The 16,156-nt window shown below is 67.0% G+C and carries 21 protein-coding genes; 4 read left to right on the top strand and 17 right to left on the bottom strand.

What is annotated here, in order from left to right; translation table 11 throughout:
* Positions 1-5 precede the first annotated feature (5 nt).
* Genes GGQ93_RS05240 through GGQ93_RS05250 form a run of 3 tightly spaced genes read right to left on the bottom strand, consistent with a single transcriptional unit; the run spans position 6 to position 5,654 of the window.
* A complete protein-coding gene (locus GGQ93_RS05240) occupies positions 6-3,368 on the bottom strand; it encodes an error-prone DNA polymerase (RefSeq protein ID WP_183215566.1) in 3,363 nt (1,120 codons plus the stop codon).
* Positions 3,365-4,936, bottom strand: a complete 1,572-nt coding sequence (locus tag GGQ93_RS05245; protein WP_260171167.1) for a Y-family DNA polymerase — start codon at positions 4,934-4,936, stop codon at positions 3,365-3,367. The genes GGQ93_RS05240 and GGQ93_RS05245 overlap by 4 nt, the downstream gene beginning before the upstream one ends.
* Positions 4,836-5,654, bottom strand: a complete 819-nt coding sequence (locus tag GGQ93_RS05250) for an ImuA family protein (RefSeq protein WP_183215570.1) — start codon at positions 5,652-5,654, stop codon at positions 4,836-4,838. The genes GGQ93_RS05245 and GGQ93_RS05250 overlap by 101 nt, the downstream gene beginning before the upstream one ends.
* 247 nt (positions 5,655-5,901) lie before the next feature.
* On the opposite strand from GGQ93_RS05250, the gene GGQ93_RS05255 reads away from it, so the two are divergent.
* The 3 genes from GGQ93_RS05255 to GGQ93_RS05265 all read left to right on the top strand — a co-directional run bounded on the left by GGQ93_RS05255 (position 5,902) and on the right by GGQ93_RS05265 (position 9,365).
* A complete protein-coding gene (locus tag GGQ93_RS05255; protein WP_183215572.1) occupies positions 5,902-7,431 on the top strand; it encodes a DEAD/DEAH box helicase in 1,530 nt (509 codons plus the stop codon).
* 99 nt (positions 7,432-7,530) lie between these two features.
* A complete protein-coding gene (locus tag GGQ93_RS05260; protein WP_183215574.1) occupies positions 7,531-8,577 on the top strand; it encodes a GGDEF domain-containing protein in 1,047 nt (348 codons plus the stop codon).
* A gap of 38 nt (positions 8,578-8,615) precedes the next feature.
* On the top strand, positions 8,616-9,365 hold the full coding sequence (locus GGQ93_RS05265; RefSeq protein WP_054765746.1) for a lysophospholipid acyltransferase family protein: 750 nt from the start codon (positions 8,616-8,618) through the stop codon (positions 9,363-9,365).
* On the opposite strand, the gene GGQ93_RS05270 is transcribed toward GGQ93_RS05265, so the two are convergent.
* The 12 genes from GGQ93_RS05270 to GGQ93_RS05325 form a co-directional block, all read right to left on the bottom strand.
* Positions 9,362-10,084 (bottom strand): RNA polymerase sigma factor, encoded by a 723-nt coding sequence (locus GGQ93_RS05270; RefSeq protein ID WP_183215576.1) that lies wholly within the window; start codon positions 10,082-10,084, stop codon positions 9,362-9,364. The genes GGQ93_RS05265 and GGQ93_RS05270 overlap by 4 nt on opposite strands.
* A 181-nt stretch (positions 10,085-10,265) precedes the next feature.
* Complete coding sequence (locus GGQ93_RS05275) at positions 10,266-10,583, bottom strand: hypothetical protein (protein WP_183215578.1); 318 nt, start codon at positions 10,581-10,583, stop codon at positions 10,266-10,268.
* Positions 10,580-10,840: a hypothetical protein gene (locus GGQ93_RS05280; RefSeq protein ID WP_183215580.1), complete on the bottom strand. Its 261-nt coding sequence runs from the start codon at positions 10,838-10,840 to the stop codon at positions 10,580-10,582. Before GGQ93_RS05280 ends, GGQ93_RS05275 begins: the two co-directional genes overlap by 4 nt.
* Positions 10,841-10,847: 7 nt before the next feature.
* Positions 10,848-11,198, bottom strand: coding sequence for a hypothetical protein (locus GGQ93_RS05285; RefSeq protein ID WP_183215581.1), 351 nt, complete (start codon positions 11,196-11,198; stop codon positions 10,848-10,850).
* Between the two features lie 21 nt (positions 11,199-11,219).
* Entirely contained in the window at positions 11,220-11,603 is a 384-nt protein-coding gene (locus tag GGQ93_RS05290; RefSeq protein ID WP_054765741.1) for a hypothetical protein, read from the bottom strand.
* A gap of 34 nt (positions 11,604-11,637) precedes the next feature.
* Positions 11,638-11,871, bottom strand: coding sequence for a RebB family R body protein (locus tag GGQ93_RS05295; protein ID WP_054765740.1), 234 nt, complete (start codon positions 11,869-11,871; stop codon positions 11,638-11,640).
* A 19-nt stretch (positions 11,872-11,890) separates the two neighbouring features.
* A complete protein-coding gene (locus GGQ93_RS05300) occupies positions 11,891-12,226 on the bottom strand; it encodes a RebB family R body protein (protein WP_054765739.1) in 336 nt (111 codons plus the stop codon).
* Between the two features lie 3 nt (positions 12,227-12,229).
* Entirely contained in the window at positions 12,230-12,457 is a 228-nt protein-coding gene (locus GGQ93_RS05305) for a RebB family R body protein (protein WP_054765738.1), read from the bottom strand.
* A gap of 24 nt (positions 12,458-12,481) precedes the next feature.
* Complete coding sequence (locus GGQ93_RS05310) at positions 12,482-12,808, bottom strand: hypothetical protein (RefSeq protein WP_054765737.1); 327 nt, start codon at positions 12,806-12,808, stop codon at positions 12,482-12,484.
* Entirely contained in the window at positions 12,805-13,170 is a 366-nt protein-coding gene (locus GGQ93_RS05315; RefSeq protein ID WP_054765736.1) for a RebB family R body protein, read from the bottom strand. The genes GGQ93_RS05310 and GGQ93_RS05315 overlap by 4 nt, the downstream gene beginning before the upstream one ends.
* A 102-nt stretch (positions 13,171-13,272) precedes the next feature.
* A complete protein-coding gene (locus GGQ93_RS05320) occupies positions 13,273-13,596 on the bottom strand; it encodes a RebB family R body protein (protein WP_152950248.1) in 324 nt (107 codons plus the stop codon).
* Between the two features lie 35 nt (positions 13,597-13,631).
* The gene (locus tag GGQ93_RS05325) at positions 13,632-13,970 is read right to left on the bottom strand and encodes a RebB family R body protein (protein ID WP_054765734.1); all 339 of its coding nucleotides are present in this window, start codon (positions 13,968-13,970) and stop codon (positions 13,632-13,634) included.
* A gap of 292 nt (positions 13,971-14,262) precedes the next feature.
* Between GGQ93_RS05325 and GGQ93_RS05330 the strand changes: the two genes are divergently transcribed.
* Positions 14,263-14,871 (top strand): hypothetical protein, encoded by a 609-nt coding sequence (locus tag GGQ93_RS05330; RefSeq protein WP_152950246.1) that lies wholly within the window; start codon positions 14,263-14,265, stop codon positions 14,869-14,871.
* Between the two features lie 39 nt (positions 14,872-14,910).
* Here the strand turns inward: GGQ93_RS05330 and recO are convergent, their stop codons facing one another.
* Positions 14,911-15,642, bottom strand: coding sequence for a DNA repair protein RecO (recO, locus tag GGQ93_RS05335; protein WP_054765732.1), 732 nt, complete (start codon positions 15,640-15,642; stop codon positions 14,911-14,913).
* The gene (locus GGQ93_RS05340; RefSeq protein ID WP_183215583.1) at positions 15,642-16,154 is read right to left on the bottom strand and encodes a nuclear transport factor 2 family protein; all 513 of its coding nucleotides are present in this window, start codon (positions 16,152-16,154) and stop codon (positions 15,642-15,644) included. Before GGQ93_RS05340 ends, recO begins: the two co-directional genes overlap by 1 nt.
* Between the last annotated feature and the right edge of the window lie 2 nt (positions 16,155-16,156).

The following is a 16,156-nucleotide window of genomic DNA, read 5'->3' on the forward strand; positions in this document are numbered from 1 at the left end:
GTCCGTCAGTGAAAGTCGCGCGACCCCGGCAAGATTCGGACGTCGCGCGGATGCCGGCCGGTCGGGCTGCGCGGGCCTTGCGGATATTTCACCGCATCCGCCCGCGACAGCTCGACCTCAAGGTCATAGTCCTCGGACAGCCGCCCCAGCTCGGCCGAACGATCGACGACCCGCCGGGCCATGAGGTGCAGCACGCCCTCGACGCTCTTCTCGACCGTGCCCTCCACCTCCATCAGCCGCGCGGCCATGACCTCGCGCCGGAAGGTTTCGAACAGCCGCGCCCACAGCAGGATGTTCACCACCCCGGTCTCGTCCTCCAGGGTCACGAAGATGGCGTTGCCCGTGCCGGGCCTCTGGCGCACCAGCACCACCCCCGCCGTCTTCACCAGCGCCCCGTGCCTCTTGGCGTAGACCGCCTCGGCGCTCAGCACCCGCTCGGCGTCGAACATCGGCCGCAGGATCTGCATCGGGTGCCCCTTCAGCGACAGGCGCGTCGTCTGATAGTCGGTGGCGATATGCTCCTTCAGCGGCATCAGCGGCAGGTTCGCCGCCGCCTCGACGCCCAGCTCCCGCGCCCGCGCCGCCTGGAACAGCGGCAGGGGCTCGTCGTCCGGCAAGCGTCTGACCGCCCACAACCCCTCGCGTCGATCCAGCCCCATCGATCGAAACGCGTCCGCATCCGCCAGCTTCCGCATCGCGGCCGCCTCCAGACCCGTCCGCCGCGCCATTTCCTCGACATCCGCGAAGGGCGCATCCCGCGCCGCGACGATCCGATCCGCCCAGACTTCCTTGAACCCGTCGATCTGCCGCATCCCCAAGCGTAAGGCCGGATAGTGCGGCCCCCGCGCCGTCGGCTCCAGCCTATTGTCCCAGAGGCTGTGGTTCACGTCGATCGCACGCACCTCGACCTTCTGCGGGCTCTCCTGCGCATCCCGCACCAGTTGGGCCGGGGCGTAGAAGCCCATCGGCTGGCTGTTCAGCAACGCACAGGCGAACACCGCCGGGTGATGACATTTGATCCAGGACGAGATGTAGACCAGCCTGGCGAACGACACCGCGTGGCTCTCGGGAAAGCCGTACGAACCAAAGCCCTTGATCTGCTCGAAACATCTTTGCGCGAAAGCGGGGTCGTAGCCGCGGGCGATCATCCGACCGACCATTCGCTCTTCGTACTTCCAGAGCGTCCCGTCGCCTCGAAAGGTGCCCATCGCCTTGCGCAGACCATTGGCCTCGGCCGAGGTGAACTCGGCCGCCACCATGGCGACCTTCATCGCCTGCTCCTGAAACAGGGGCACGCCCAGGGTCTTTTTGAGCACCTTCTTTAGCTCGTCCGGATCGTGCGGCGGGCCGGGTCGGGCGTAGTCCGGCGCCTCCAGACCTTGGCGTCGACGCAGATAGGGATGCACCATGTCGCCCTGGATCGGTCCCGGCCGGACGATCGCCACCTGAATGGCCAGATCGTAGAAGGTCGCGGGTTTCAGTCTCGGCAACATGTTGATCTGCGCCCGGCTCTCCACCTGAAAGACCCCGATGGACCGCCCTTCCTGAAGCATGCGGTAGACGGCCGGATCCTCGTCGGAAACCGTATCCAGCCGCAGGTCCGCCACCCCCAGCGACCGCATCAGATCGAACGCCTTGGCGATACAGGTCAGCATCCCCAGCGCCAGAATATCGACCTTCATCAGCCCCAGGGCGTCGATATCGTCCTTGTCCCATTCGATGAAGGTCCGGTCCGGCATGGCCGCATTGCCGATGGGCACGACCTCGTCCAGCCGGTCCTGGGTCAGGACGAAGCCGCCGACATGCTGTGACAGGTGACGCGGGAAGCCCAGCAGCCGCCGCGTCATGGCGACGGCGCGCGCGATCTGCGGGTTGGCGGCCTCAAGCCCGGCCTGCACGACATGACGCTCGGTCATGTCGCTGCCGAAACTGCCCCACTGACTGCCGGCCAGCCGCGCCGTGACGTCCTCGGTCAGGCCCAGGACCTTGCCGACCTCGCGAATGGCGCTGCGCGGCCGGTAACGGATGACCGTCGCCGCTAGGCCCGCCCTGTGCCGACCATACCGGTCGTAGATGTGCTGAATGATCTCCTCGCGCCGCTCATGTTCGAAATCGACGTCGATGTCCGGCGGCTCGTTGCGATCGGCCGACAGGAAGCGTTCGAACAGAAGATCATGCTGGCTGGGATCGACCGAGGTGATCCCCAGCACATAGCAGACGGCCGAATTCGCCGCAGATCCTCGTCCCTGACACAGGATGCCCTTGTCGTTCGCGACCTGGACAATGTCGTGGATGGTCAAGAAATAGGGCGCCAGATCGCGCTCCCGAATGTAGGCGAGCTCCTTGTCGAGATCATCGCGCACCTTCTGAGGCGCACCCTGCGGATATTTCTGGTCCAGGTTTCGATCGACCAGGTGCGCCAGCCAGTCCTGTGACGACCACCCCGGCGGGATCGGCTCCTCGGGATAGTTGTAGCAAAGATCCTCAAGGTCGAACCTCACCCGCGCCAGCATATTCTGCGTCTCCGCCACCGCCTCTGGCGCATCGGCGAACAGGCGGGCCATTTCCCGCGGCGGCTTCAGGCGGCGCTCGGCGTTCTCTTCCAGCCGTCGCCCTGCCGTCTCCAGAGTCACGCCTTCGCGGATACAGGTCAGGACATCCTGGAGGTCGCGCTGTCCGGCCTCATGATACAGGACGTCATTGACCGCCAGCAGGGTGGCGCCTGTCCGCTTCGCCATCGCCTTAAGCCGCGTCAGGCGGCGCCGGTCGTCGCCGGAACGGGTCATGGCCGCCCCCAGCCAGACCGCGCCCGGCGCCGCCGCGACCACTCGCGACAGCACGGCCTCCAAGCCTTCCAGACGAGGCGGCGGCATGACGATCAGCAGCAATCCCTCGGGCGCCGCGCACAGGTCGTGTAGGCCGATCTCGCATTGACCTTTCCTGGCCCGGCTGTTGCCCAGGGTCAGCAGGCGACACAGGCGCGCCCAGCCTCGGCGATCCTCCGGATAGGCCAGAATGTCCGGCGCGCCGTCATTGAACCGAAGCCGGGCGCCGAGAACCAGTTTGAAGGCCTGGGCGCGCTGCTTGACCCGGTCGCTGAGGGCCGGGTCGTTCATCGGATCCTCGACCCAGCCGACCTCGCCCGGACCGCCGCCCTCGCGCACCTTTTCCGGCGGCGACAGCCCTTCCTCCCTCAAGGCCTTCAGCGCGCTCCAGGCCCGGACCACGCCCGCCAGACTGTTGCGATCGGCCAGACCCATTCCCGTATGGCCCAGCAGGATCGAAGCCAGCACCAGTTCCTTCGGATGAGACGCCCCCTCCAGAAAGGAGAAGTTGCTGCGCGTCGCCAGTTCGGCATAGGCGGTCATGCGAAGACCCCGTGCAGGAACCAGCGCGGGGCCGGCTCCTCGCCGTAGAAGCCGGAACGGAACAGCCAGAAACGCCGCCCCTCCTGGTCCTCGACCCGGTAATAGTCGCGCGTCGGCTCCAGGGGGGCCTGCACCCTGCGCCACCATTCGGGCGCGAGGCGTTCGGGGCCTTCGACCCGGACCAGCCGGTGATCGACCCGCCGCCAGATGAAGCGGTTCGGCGGATGATCGGGCACTTCCGCCGTGGCCAGAACCGGCTGGGGCGGGTCGAATATCTGCAACGGCCGCAGCGGCGGGTCGGCAGGGTCCGGTTCGGGCCAGGCGACGATCTCGCCCAGGGAATGGGCGGCTGGGGGATGGGCGGCCGGGATCAGGCGGACGGCGCGTTCGGGCCAGTGCGACTCTATCGGCTCGAACCGGCTGACCGCCTCCGGTCCCAGGCGCGCCGTCAGCCGGTCGATCAGTCGCCCCAGATCTTCAGCGGTCGACGGGGCGGCCTCAAATCCCCGCTGGCGCGAGGCCAGGCGATCGGCGACCGTTACGGACAGACGCATCTGGTCGAAGCCGAAACCGGGCTCCAGTGGTCGCGCCAGATTGGCCAGCCGTTCGCGAAACAGGCGCAGCACGGCCGCCGCGTCGCGACTGGGGCGGCCCGTCCGCACGGTGATGTGGCGCACCTCTCCGTCCAGGCGGAAAAAGCCGGCCTGAAAGGCGCGCCCGCCCTGACCGCGCAGGTCCAGCCGGTCCATGGCCTCGACCAGCAGGTCGCCGATCACCGCCTCGATGTCCGGGGTCTCCGTGATCGGCTCGACCAGAACCCGGTCGACGGAAATCAGAGGAACGGGGCGTTCGGGGCGGATGCGGACGTCTTCGCGTCCCAACACCCGGTTCAGCCGCGTCGCCGCTGCGGCCCCGAACCGGGCGGCGATGGGCGCCGTGGGGCGGTCCGCCAGATGCGCCAGGGTCTTCAGGCCCGCGCGCGACAGGGCCTGGATCTCCTTGTCCGACACTTCCAGCGCCGCGACCGGCAAGCGACGCAGGGCCTGGCTCTGGTCCTCGCCCTGATAGATTCCGCCAGGACCGAAGCGGGCCAGGGCGCGCGCCGCCTCGGGCGTGCCGGCCAGGGCCAGGCGCGTCGCCAGACCCACGCCCTCAGCCCGCGCCCCGACCGCCCGGATCAGTCCTTCTTCACCCCCGAACAGGTGGGCGCAACCGGTCACATCCAGCGCCAGGCCGTCCGGCCCGTCCGTCGCCGCCATCGGGGTGAAGCGTCCGAAATCCAGCAGCACCCGTCTCAACAGGGCCGTGTCCGCCTCGGGCCGGTGCGGCTCCACGCGGATATCCGGCGCCCGCGCCCGCGCGTCCGCCAGAGTCATGCCCGGCGACAGACCCAGAGCCAGGGCGGAACCATTTGCAGCGGCCAAACGGAGCGCGCCCTTCACCTTTTCCACCAACACGGTGGCTGGTTCAGCCGTAGCGTCTGAGCCCCTCTCCTCGCGCCTCAGCCGATCTGTCGGCAGCAGGGGAAACCAGACCGCCAGATAGCGCCGGTCGTTGCGGCTGTTCATGTCCGGCATTCTGCCCGCCCTGTTCGAAGACTCCGCGCTCACGATCCCACTCCATGATCCAGCTTCTCGGCTGCGCGCCCAGCCGATGCCGCAACAGTTCGACCGCATAGGTCGGATGGCCAGGGGCCTCCGCTTCCAGCGCCCGCGACAAAGCCCCCCTGATCCGCCACCGCGTTTCGGCTGCACTGGGCTGGGGCTGGGCCGCCAACCGGGTCAGGAGTGCAGTCGCCCGTCCCTGCCCTGCCGCCATCGACAGGCGACGCGTGGCGGTCAGGCTCAGCACCTTGCTCTCGCCCCAGGCTGTCAGCAGCACCGCTCCCACGGCTCCACCGGCCAGGGCTTCCTCTCCCGCCGCCAGCAGCTCCTTCGTCTCCTTGACCCGCACCAGCACCAGCCGGCCGGGATCCAGCCCCAGTTCGCGCAGGCCCGCCCCATAGATCCGCCCCGTCTCCAGTTCGGCCATGGCCTGGACCCCCCAGACCACAGGTCGATCGCCCGCCGTCCGGCGGACCAGTCCCAGAGCGAACCCCAGGGCCGCTGTCGCATCAGGCGTAGTCGCGGCGTAAACCTCGTGCAGCCCATGGGTCGCCAGCCCGCCTAGATGCCGGTCAGCCGCCTCCAGTCCGAGATCGAAGCGCGCGTCATCCACTGGATGACCGGCTGCCTCCAGGGTTTTCAGATGTTGGCGCAGGGCTTCGATCTTGCGGTCGGACCGCACAACAGTTCTCCTTTTGTTCTCTTATATGCCTCTTTCAGGCCACGAAGAGTCAAGCGACCTCCAACGTGGCCATGGGAATTTATTCCGTCGCAGCGGGCCGAAATAGCGAGAATACTTGACTTTGTCGGAGGGGCTTCTATATCGCCCCCAGCCTCGGGACAGGTCTGCGATCCGCGCCGCCCGCTCGCCCAAAGAGGGGCGGTTCCGTCGCTGCTATGCACGCAGACGCTTTTCGTCCCAAGGATTCATGACAGAATTTACCCAACTGGGCCTTTCGCCCACGACCCTGCAAGCGGTCGCCGACACCGGCTATACGACCGCCACCCCCATTCAGGAACAGGCGATCCCCGTCGCCCTCGCCGGCCGAGACGTCCTGGGCATCGCCCAGACCGGCACGGGCAAGACCGCCGCCTTCACCCTGCCCCTGGTCGAGCGCCTGGCCTCCGGCCGCGCCCGCGCCCGCATGCCGCGCGCCATTGTCCTGGCCCCCACCCGCGAACTGGCCGACCAGGTCGCAGAAAGCTTCGCCAAATACGCCAAGGGCACCAAGCTGAGCTGGGTGCTGCTGATCGGCGGCGTCTCCATGGGCGACCAGGTGGCGGCGCTGAACAAGGGCGTCGACGTCCTGATCGCCACGCCCGGCCGTCTGCTCGACCTGTTCGAACGCGGCAAGATGCTGCTGACCGGCGTCGAGATCATGGTCGTGGACGAAGCCGACCGCATGCTCGACATGGGCTTCATTCCCGACATCGAGCGGATCTTCAAACTGACGCCGCCGCGTCGCCAGACCCTGTTCTTCTCGGCCACCATGCCGCCCGAGATCACCCGGCTGACGACCGCCTTCCTCAAGGACCCGACACGGATCGAGGCCTCGCGTCCGGCGATGACCGCCGACACCATCACCCAGTACCTCGTCCGCATCCCCACCTCAGACCCCAAGGCCAAGCGCGCCGCCCTGCGCGCCCTGATCGGTCGCGCCGACGTGCGCAACGGCATCGTCTTCTGCAACCGCAAATCCGAGGTCGATATCGTCGCCAAATCCTTGAAAAAACACGGATTTGACGCAGCCCCCATTCACGGCGACCTGGATCAGTCGCATCGGATGAAGACATTGGCCGATTTCCGCTCGGGCGCGCTTAAGATCCTGGTGGCGTCCGACGTCGCCGCGCGCGGTCTGGACATTCCCGACGTCAGCCACGTCTTCAACTACGACGTCTCGCACCACGCCGACGACTATGTGCACCGCATCGGCCGCACGGGTCGGGCCGGCCGTCTGGGACAGGCCTTCATGATCGTGACACCGGCCGACGACAAGTCGTTGGATAAGGTGCTCAAGCTGATCAAGAAGGAGCCGGAGGAGTTGGTCCTGGACGGCGTCGATTTCGACACGACCAAGAAGCCCGCCCAACGCGATGACAAGGGCGGGCGCGAAAGAACCGGCCGCGGCCGGGCGCGATCAACGGACAAGACGGAACAGGCCGTCGCGGCGTCGGCGGAAATCCCGACCGAAGCGCAGACCGCCGAGGCTCCGGCCCGCTCTCGCAGCCGCCGCAAGACCAAGCCGGAGGCCGCGCCTCAGCCGGCGGTCGAGGCGACCCTCTCCGAGCCGGTTTCTGTCGATTCGGATCGTCCCGCCCGTGCGGAACGCGAGCCTCAACTGCGCCAGTCCGATCGCCGCGGCGAACGCCGGCCGGAGGAGCGCGAGCGGACCGGCGTCAAGGGTTTCGGCGACGACATACCCGCCTTCCTGCGCCGGCCGGTGATCATTCACGGGTGATCCTCGACGATTTACGCCCTCTCCCCTTCTGCTGTTTACCCGGTGTTACGGATGGACACCTAATGTCAGCGAAACTCTAGAAGGGGGTTGGAGCGTAGAATGACGGCCGAGCTGGAGACGACGGTCAGAGGGCCTCAGGCTTACGCCTTCGCGCACCATGTCATCGACGAGATGGAAAAGGCCGGCGTCTGGCCGACCCGGCTGAACTTCGAGCTCTGGCTTCATTACCTTGACGACCGCGAGAGCCCGCTCGCCTGCGAGATCGACCGGCTCCTGGCCGCGTCGGACATCATATCGGACGAGGTGTCGGAGCGGCTCGCCGCCGAATTCCTGCCGCGCGGCCGCTTGTCGGAGCAGATTCGCGACGCCGGCGCCGTGCTGGACCGGGAACTGGCCAGCGTCGCCCACGCCATCGCCAAGGCCCATAAGACCCAGGCGGACTATGGCGACACCCTGGCGGATGCGTCCAACACTATTGAAGCCGCCGACGCCGCCTCGCCGCTGAAAGCGCTGGTCGGCGGCCTGTCGACCGCGACCAAACGCGCGCGGCGCGAAACCGCCGTTCTGGAAAAGCGACTGGAGACCTCCAACAAGGAAATCGCGCGACTGCGCGAGCATCTGGAAGAGGTCCGGCGCGAAGCGATGACCGACGCCCTTACCAGCCTGGCCAACCGCAAGGCCTTCGACGAGCGGTTGGAACAGTCCTGTGCGTCTGGCGATGCGCCGCTGATCCTGGCGATCATCGACATCGACCACTTCAAACGGTTCAACGACACTTGGGGCCATCAGACGGGCGACCAGGTTTTGCGCTATGTCTCCACCGTCCTGTCTCGCTTCAGCGGCGGAAACCGCTTCGCCGCCCGATTCGGCGGTGAAGAGTTCGCCATACTTTTCCCCGGCGAGAGTGCGGGGACGGTTCTGGCGGCGCTGGAGACCATCCGCGAAGAGGTCGCGTCCCGAGCCTTGCGGCGTCGCTCGACCAACGACGATCTGGGCAAGGTGACGCTTTCAGCCGGCTTTGCCGACTATCGGCCGGGAGAAGGCCCCGCCGCCCTTTTGGAGCGCGCGGACGCGGCGCTTTACGCCTCGAAGCGCGGGGGTCGCAATCGCGTCACGCGGGCGCCCGCCCTCGAAAATGCGGCTTGAGGGCATGACATCGCGGCCAGCTGCGCAATAATCAATCCATGCGCAGCTTTTCATTCAACGTCGCCTACTGGATTCTCTCGATCGCCTATGGCTTGGCCGCCGCCTTCGCGGCGCTTGCCCCCGGGCGGGGTCCGACTGGCTGGGTCATCCGCCGCTACGTCCGACGCATGGTGCAGGCCATGGCCCTCTTCGCCGGCATCCGCCTGGACGTGCGGGGCAAGGAACGGCTGCCTGAAGGCGCCTTCATCATCGCCTCCAAGCACCAGAGCTGGGGCGACGGCTTCGCGACCTATGATCAGTTCGACGATCTGGCTTTCGTCACCGGCGACCACCTGGAAAAATTTCCCCTGCTCGGCGGCGTTCTGAAAAAACTGGGCGCCATCGTCGTCAACAGCTGCGGCGGCCACGAAGCGCGCCAGGCGCTCGCAACCCGCGCCGCCCAGGCCAGGGCTGAAAACCGCAAGATCCTGATCTATCCCGAAGGTCACCTCGCCCCGGTCGGACAGAAATACCGCTATCGCTCAGGCGTCTGGCATATGTATCGCGACTTCGACATGCCGGTCGTGCCGCTGGCCACCAACCTCGGTCTCTTCTGGCCCGAAGAGAAGTACGAGAAGCATCCCGGCACGGCCACGCTCGAGTTTCTGGACCCCATTCCAGTCGGCTTGGACAAGGACGAATTCCTGGCGCGCCTTGAAGCCGTGATCGAAGCGCGCACGGCCGAACTGGTGGCAGAGGCCACAGGCGCGCCCCTGTCGCCGGCGGTGCTGGTCGATACGCCCGCCTAGAGGTCCAGCAACAGGCGCAGACGGTTCTTGGCGAGTTGTCGTCGTTTTCGCACCAGTTCGCGACTGATGTTCAGATGGGCGGCGATCCGATCATCCCCCCAATCGTCCAGGTGAAGCCGCAAGGGTTCGACCAGTGCGGCCGGCAGGGCGTTCATGGCCTTGCCCCAGGCGGCGTCTCGCTCTTGTTGCGACAGGGCCTCTTCCGGCGACGGCGCCGCCCTGACCCAGGCCGCCGCAGTCGGCGGCGGCAGATCGGCGTCCCCTGTCTGTATAGGGATTCGGTTGGCGTTCTGGCGATGCAGGTCCATGCAGGTGTTGTGCAGTATACGCACCAGCCAAGCTCGGGGATTCTCCACCGGTTGCCGCTGAAAAGCCTGGGCGGCCCGCACCATGGCGGCGCTCAGCGCATCCTCGGCGTCGGCGCGATTTCCGCCGGACAGACGAAGACTTCTCTGCCGCAGGGCTGTCTGATGCGCCATCCAGATGGCCCAGAACCGATCCATGGAGGCCGGCCGCTCCAGGGATCGAGCGATGACCTCCGTCGGCGTCAGCGGCGAAGCGGCGCGCCGCCCTCCGGCCGCCCTGGCCAGAACATCGACCGGCGAAGGCTGGGCCGGCTGTAATCCCCGACGCAAGCCTCGTTCGGTTCGGGCCGGCGGCTTGGCGATCTGCTCGATCTCCGGGGTTTCCTTTTCTGGAAACAGGCGGACAACATTCATCTTCCCGACCCCTCTGTCCCATCGGGTTGACGTCGGGCGCCGACGCGCCGATCCGACCTTGGCGGAGAAGCGCCGCCCGCCGTCTATACGACGTCGCCGCCCCATCACCCCCGTGAATACAACTTAAACGGGTTTCCCGGAGTTTTGTGAAGCGTGCGATCCGAATTCGAGGGAAATCAGATCAGCTGTGCGTCGCCTCGGCCGATAGAGCCGCACCCTCTTCTGTCTCGGCCGCGCGCGCCAGCATCGCGCAGATGGCGAGATCCAGCTGTCGCGTCACCTCCTGCGCAATGATCGCCCGCAGGGCATCGACGATCTCGCGGCTGACCTGGGCGGACGGCCCAAGCGCCGCGCGGCGCATCTCCTCCGGCATGGCCGCCAAGCGCTGGTCCGCCACGGCCTTCCTCAACTGTTCGCGTTGATCGGCGAAACTGTCGACGACCTGGTGCTTCTGCGCCGAGACGGCGTCATACAGATGCTGGCCCGCCCCTTCCGTCACGAGGTCTTGTCCTTATCGGCGGCCGGCACGCCCAGGGCGCGCTCGACCTGTCCCTTCAGCTGGTTGATCATCTCCTCGCTGAACTTGGCCACCTGACCGGCCGCCGGATCTTGCAGCTTCAGAAGATCCGGCAGCTGAGCGCTGGCCAGGTTGAACATTTCGGTCACCATCTGTTGCGCCGCCACGACGATGGGATCGCGCGCCGGCGCCGGAGACTGGGACGCGCCAGGTTCGGCGCCGGCGTCATCGTTCGTCATGGGCGCCTCAATCCTTGTCGCCGGACGCCGGAACGAAGGTGGTCTTGGCGACCAGTTCCCCTTCCTCAATATCGGTCAGCAGGCCCTTGGCCTTGACCATCAGCTTGGCGGCCCATGAGGCGTAGGGGTCGTCGAGAAGCGGCTCCTGCATCTGATGGAGGATGGCCACGACCGTTTCCGACGCGCGGCGCAGGTCCAGGTAGCGTTCCTGGCTGGCGGCGAAGGACGGTCGCAACAAGCCGTCGCCGGCCTCCTCGCTCCAGTCTTCCATTGCGCGCTGCGTCTCCCATTCCAGGGCTTCCGCTTCCTGAATCACGGCCTGGGCGTCGCTCTTTGCGGACAGGGTCAGTCGGCTCACGATAGTCTCCTTTGTATGGCTTCAGTTCTTGGGGAAGCTCTCGACGGCCTTGGTGACGGACTCCGCCGCCAGACCGGCTGCGATGGGGGCGGCGAACGCGCTGACCAGGGCCATGGCGTAGGCGACGAGGGCCGGTTCGTTCAGGCCGCCGGAGGCCAGCATCATCGCCATCGCCTTGCCTTGGACGGTGGTGCTGATCGACATCACATTGCGCTGGTAATCGGCCGCGTCCTGAACCGCCAAGGCTGCGGCTTGGGTCGCCTTGTCATAGGCTATGGCCCCGCCGGCAGAGACGCGGCTGGCGCTGGACGGCGTGCCGGCGTCCAGGGGCGCAAAGCCCATGGCCCAGTTGGTCGAGGTCTGGACGGCGTCTTTGATCTGGCTGTTGACGGCGGGTTCGCTCACGGCGCGGCTGCTTTCGTTTCAGGAGGGCCCGGCGCTATTTGTGCGCGGCGTTCATGATCATGGTGACGGCGCTTGAGGTGACGGCGTTGCCGATCTGCTGCAGCCCGCCCTGCGCCTGCTGAGCGTTCTGCATGGCCAGGGAAATGGAGTGAGCCATGCTCTGATAGACCAGGGCCATGGACTGGGCGGGCGCCTCGCCCAGCACCTTGACGTTGGTCTGGGTGACGGCGTCGGTGACCTGAGAATTGACGGGCGTATCGGCGGCCATGGTTCAGATCCTGACAAATCTAGAGTTTCAGCATTTTCAGAGCGACGAGCAGCATCACGGCGGTCTCCAAAGTGTTCGAAGCCGGCGGGCGCGCCGCAACGCGAGCGGTGGCCGCCGCCGAGACGAGGCCGCCCATCTCATAGACCTGCATCACCCCCTGGTTGGTCGCCGCCTGGGCGCAGATGGAGGCCTGGCGCTGGGCTTGAACCGCATTTTGGAAGACGATGGCCGTCGAATGGGCGGCGCTCTGGTAGATCGAGCCCATGGCCACCGTCGAAGCGGAGCCCAGAACCATCATGTTCTGTTGCGTCACCGCATCGGTGATTCGGCTGTTGACGGCGAGTGAATAGGCCATGCCTCAGGCCACCGGGATTTCGAGAATCTTGGCGATCAGGGCGCCGACCGCCGCATTGTTGATCTGCTGCATGCCGCCCTGGGCCTGGCTGGCGTTCTCCACCGACAAGCTGGTGGCGTGGGCCACCGCCTGAACGGCGATCGCGACAGCCTCCGCCGGACCTTCGCCCAGAACCTTGACGTTGGTTTGGGTCACGGCATCGGTGATCTGCGCATTGACGGTGTCGGTCATAAGCCTTCCCCCTCTTTCAGATGCTCAGGTGACGACGGGCGCGCCATACATGGGCGACGGCGCCTGAGCATGGGTCTGCGAAACGGCGCGGACGCCCATGTCCGCCGCGCGGGCGGCGCGCATCGGCTGCATCTCGGCCAGGCTGGTCGCCAGCTGCCGCAGTTGCAGGGTCGACAGTTCGGCCGCGTGTTGGCTGGACGCCGCCAGGCGCGCGGCGAAGGCGTCGGCCGAGGCCATGATGGTGATCAGGCTGGCGTTGCAGACCCCCGCCCCGCCGCACAGCACCAGAAGGTCATCCCGGCAGGCGGCCGAACCCCGCAGGTCCGGCGATCGCGTCTCCTCCTGCGTCATTCGAACGGCTCCTCTCGACGCGGATTGATGTCTGGCCAGGGCACGAAGGACGGCTTGTCCATCAGGGCGTTGACGCAGTTCATCGTCGCCACCATGCCCAGGATGTTGGTCGTCTGCTGATGGGCCACGGCGTTGTGGTACATCAGCCCGCTGGCCTGATTGGCGGCGACCAAACTCTGCATCGCCGCAAAGCTGGGACCCGAGCCGATGACCGTCAGCAAGGTGCTGGCCACCGAATCGGCGATCGGCGCGGTGGCCGGATTGCGGCTGAGCTCCAGGGCGAGCTTGAGGATGTCCTCATAGTCGCCGAGGTTGGGCGAGCCCTTGTCGGCGCCGCCGCTCTTGTTGCTGGCCTCGGACACGTCGTCCTCCCAAGGGTGGCGCGGCGGGCGCCGGGGCCCGACCGCAACGATGGCGGATTACGACAGTCGACGCTCGCCGGCCGCGTCGCCCGTCAGCCGATCTCAGACCTGGGTGGCGCGCAGGGCCGTGAGCAGCGACAGCAGGTTGTCGGGGGTGTCCGACTGGCTGATCTTGCTGGCCGCCACGGCGCCCGCCATGGTGTCCACGCTGTAGATCTGGATCACGCCCTGGTTGGTCGCGGCCTGTCCGGCGATCGCCAGCTGCTGCTGCGAGGAGGCGGCGTTCTCGTAGAGAATGCCGGTCGAGTGGGCGAGCGACTGGTAGATCGCGCCCATGGCCATGGCCGGGGCGTCGCCCAGAACCTTGACGTTGGCCTGGGTGACGGCGTCGGTGATCATGCCGTTGACGGGAGTGGGAAGCGCCATGTCTCAAATCCTTCTTTCAGTGCGAGGGTGAAGCGTCAGGAGACGCCGGCGCCGGGGCCGACGGCGCGCAGGGCGGTCAGCAGGGACAGCATATTGTCGGGGGTGTCGGACTGGGCGATCTTCGAGGTCGCCACGGCCCCGGCCATGGTGTCCACGCTGTAGATCTGGATGACGCCCTGGTTGGTGGCGGCCTGCGCCGCGATCGCCAGCTGCTGCTGCGACGAAGCGGCGTTTTCGTACAGAATGCCCGTGGAATGCGCCAGCGACTGGTAGATCGCGCCCATGGCCATGGCCGGGGCGTCGCCCAGGACCTTCACATTGGCCTGGGTTACAGCGTCGGTGATCTGACCGTTCACCGGAGTTGGAATAGCCATCAGTTCTCTCCTTACCCGTTGGATCGAGGCCCGTTTTGAGGAAGGTCGCCTCGCCCCGCTGAAGCGCGACCTCACGGACTTGACGGTCGAGCGGCCAACTCGTGAACCACCTTTGGTTGATTTCTCCATCGCTCGGCGCGCCTGCTGAAAATGCGCGCTCAAGTTTCACAAGACGCCGTCGGCCACGTCGGGTGTGCGGGACGCCACCGCTCGCGTCGCAGTCTTTCGGGGCGCGGCTCTGACGCGGGAGTGGTGGGCCAGACCGTGCAATCGGGACCGGGAGCATCCCATCATGTCGAGAGCGCTCAACCTGTTGTTGCTCGGTCGTATGGTCGAAGGCCGTTCGGTCCGTCCCTCAGCCACCGCGCCCTTCTCCGGCGTCGCCAGACCGGCGAGCGCCAATGCGGAAGCGACACCTATGCCGATCTCCACCGCCAACTTCATGGATCTGGTCACCCAATGGGCCAGCGCCAACGTCAATCGAATCCGCCTGGTCTGGCCGCTCGCCGGCGGTTGGGAGGCCTGGGCCCAGGCCGAAATCGCCGGCCACATCAACGCCAATGTCCAGGACGCCTGGATCGAGCGCGAAGCCTATGTCTATCCCGACCGGGCGCGCGCCGACTTCCTGGTCAACAACCCTTTCGAAAACCCGTCCTCGGACGAGATTGTGGTCGAGATGAAGTGCGAGTCGCTCCGCAACTGGGCCGGCTTCATCGACGGCCTGCGGTACGACACCTGGAAGCTGAACGGTCCGATGCGGCTGGGGCTGGGGGGCGCCAGGAAGATCTCGCTCGGCCTGTTTTTCTCTCCGGAATCGGAAGAGCAGCTCGCCATGCTGACCGGATATGAGATCCGCTACACGCCCCATCGCGAGATCGGCATCGCCTTCCTCGTCGCCTGAACCGCGTCAAGCCTGGGATCTGGAGCGACGCTCCAGATCCTACAGCCGGCCCGCCTCGCCCAGCTTGTCCAGCATCCACACCCGCGCCGGCGGCAGGGGCCGGTTCTGCGGGTGGAAGACGAACTGCTCCAGGAAATGCCCGGTCAGATCGAAGCCCGCCTTGACGTCGCCCTCGTCCACGCCGGCCTGGGCGCCCAGCATGAAGGGCGGCAGGGCCAGCATCTTGTCGGCATAGGGGGCGCCGGCCGCGCGGCTGACGGCGCGGCCTGTGCGGGGGCTGACATAGATCAGGTCGTCCGTGACGCCGGTCGCCGCACATTTCGACAGATCCAGCCCGAAGCCCAGGTCCTCCAGCAGCCCCGCCTCGAACCGGACGAAGACCGCCGGCCAGACCTCGGGCCAGGCGAAGGCCGCCATCAGGGCCTCAAAGGCCAGGAAGACGCCCGGATGCGGCTCGCGCTCCGGCAGGGCGCCCTGGGCCACGCCCGCCGCCGCCGCCAGGCCGGTCAGGGCCAGGGCGTCGTCGAACAGGGCGCTCGGCCCCTCTCCCACCGGCTCTAGCCGCGCTGCGCCCAGATGATCCGAGGTTCGGGCCCGATAGTCGGCCACAACCCGCGCTCCCGCTTGCAGAAACGGCCGCATCTTCCGCGACGCCCCGCCCGCCACATAGGCCGCGCGCCGCCCATGGGTCTCGGTCAGCAGATCCACCACGGCGCCGGTGTCGCCATGGCTGCGCGCCGACAGGACGAAGGCCTCTTCGTGGAAATCCATCAGTCGGCGGCGTCGGACTTGATGAGCGCGACCACCGCCCGCGCACGGTCGTTCGGCACGGTGAAGCTGAGCACATATTGCTCGATCTTCCACTCGCCTTCAGGACTGGTCCGCCGCAGCAGGCCGGATCCCCGCAGGGCGCCGTAGCTGTCGTTGTCCAGCTTCTCGTCGAACCAGGCCACGTCGCCCGACACGATCAGAGTGCGGTCATAGGGCCGATAGGTCCAGCCCTGGCCGCGGGCGAACACCGGCTCGGCGTAGGCTTTGAACGCGGCAATATCCCAATGTTCCGAAGCGTCGGTCCCCACGAACCGGGCGGTGTCGCTGAACTGGGCGAAGTAGGTCGCCCCGTCCGCCTGCGCCGCAGCCTGGTGCATCCGGTCCAGGGGCGCGGCCGCTGCGTCCGCATCCCCTTTCGTGGTCGCGCCGATACTGTCGCTCCCCGCCGACGGCGCCGTCGGCGGGGGCGGCGCGGCTTGAAGGGCGAGGACGGCGAACAGGGCGATGATCATGC

The organism is Brevundimonas aurantiaca (assembly GCF_014199955.1).
Taxonomy (GTDB): Bacteria; Pseudomonadota; Alphaproteobacteria; order Caulobacterales; family Caulobacteraceae; genus Brevundimonas; species Brevundimonas aurantiaca.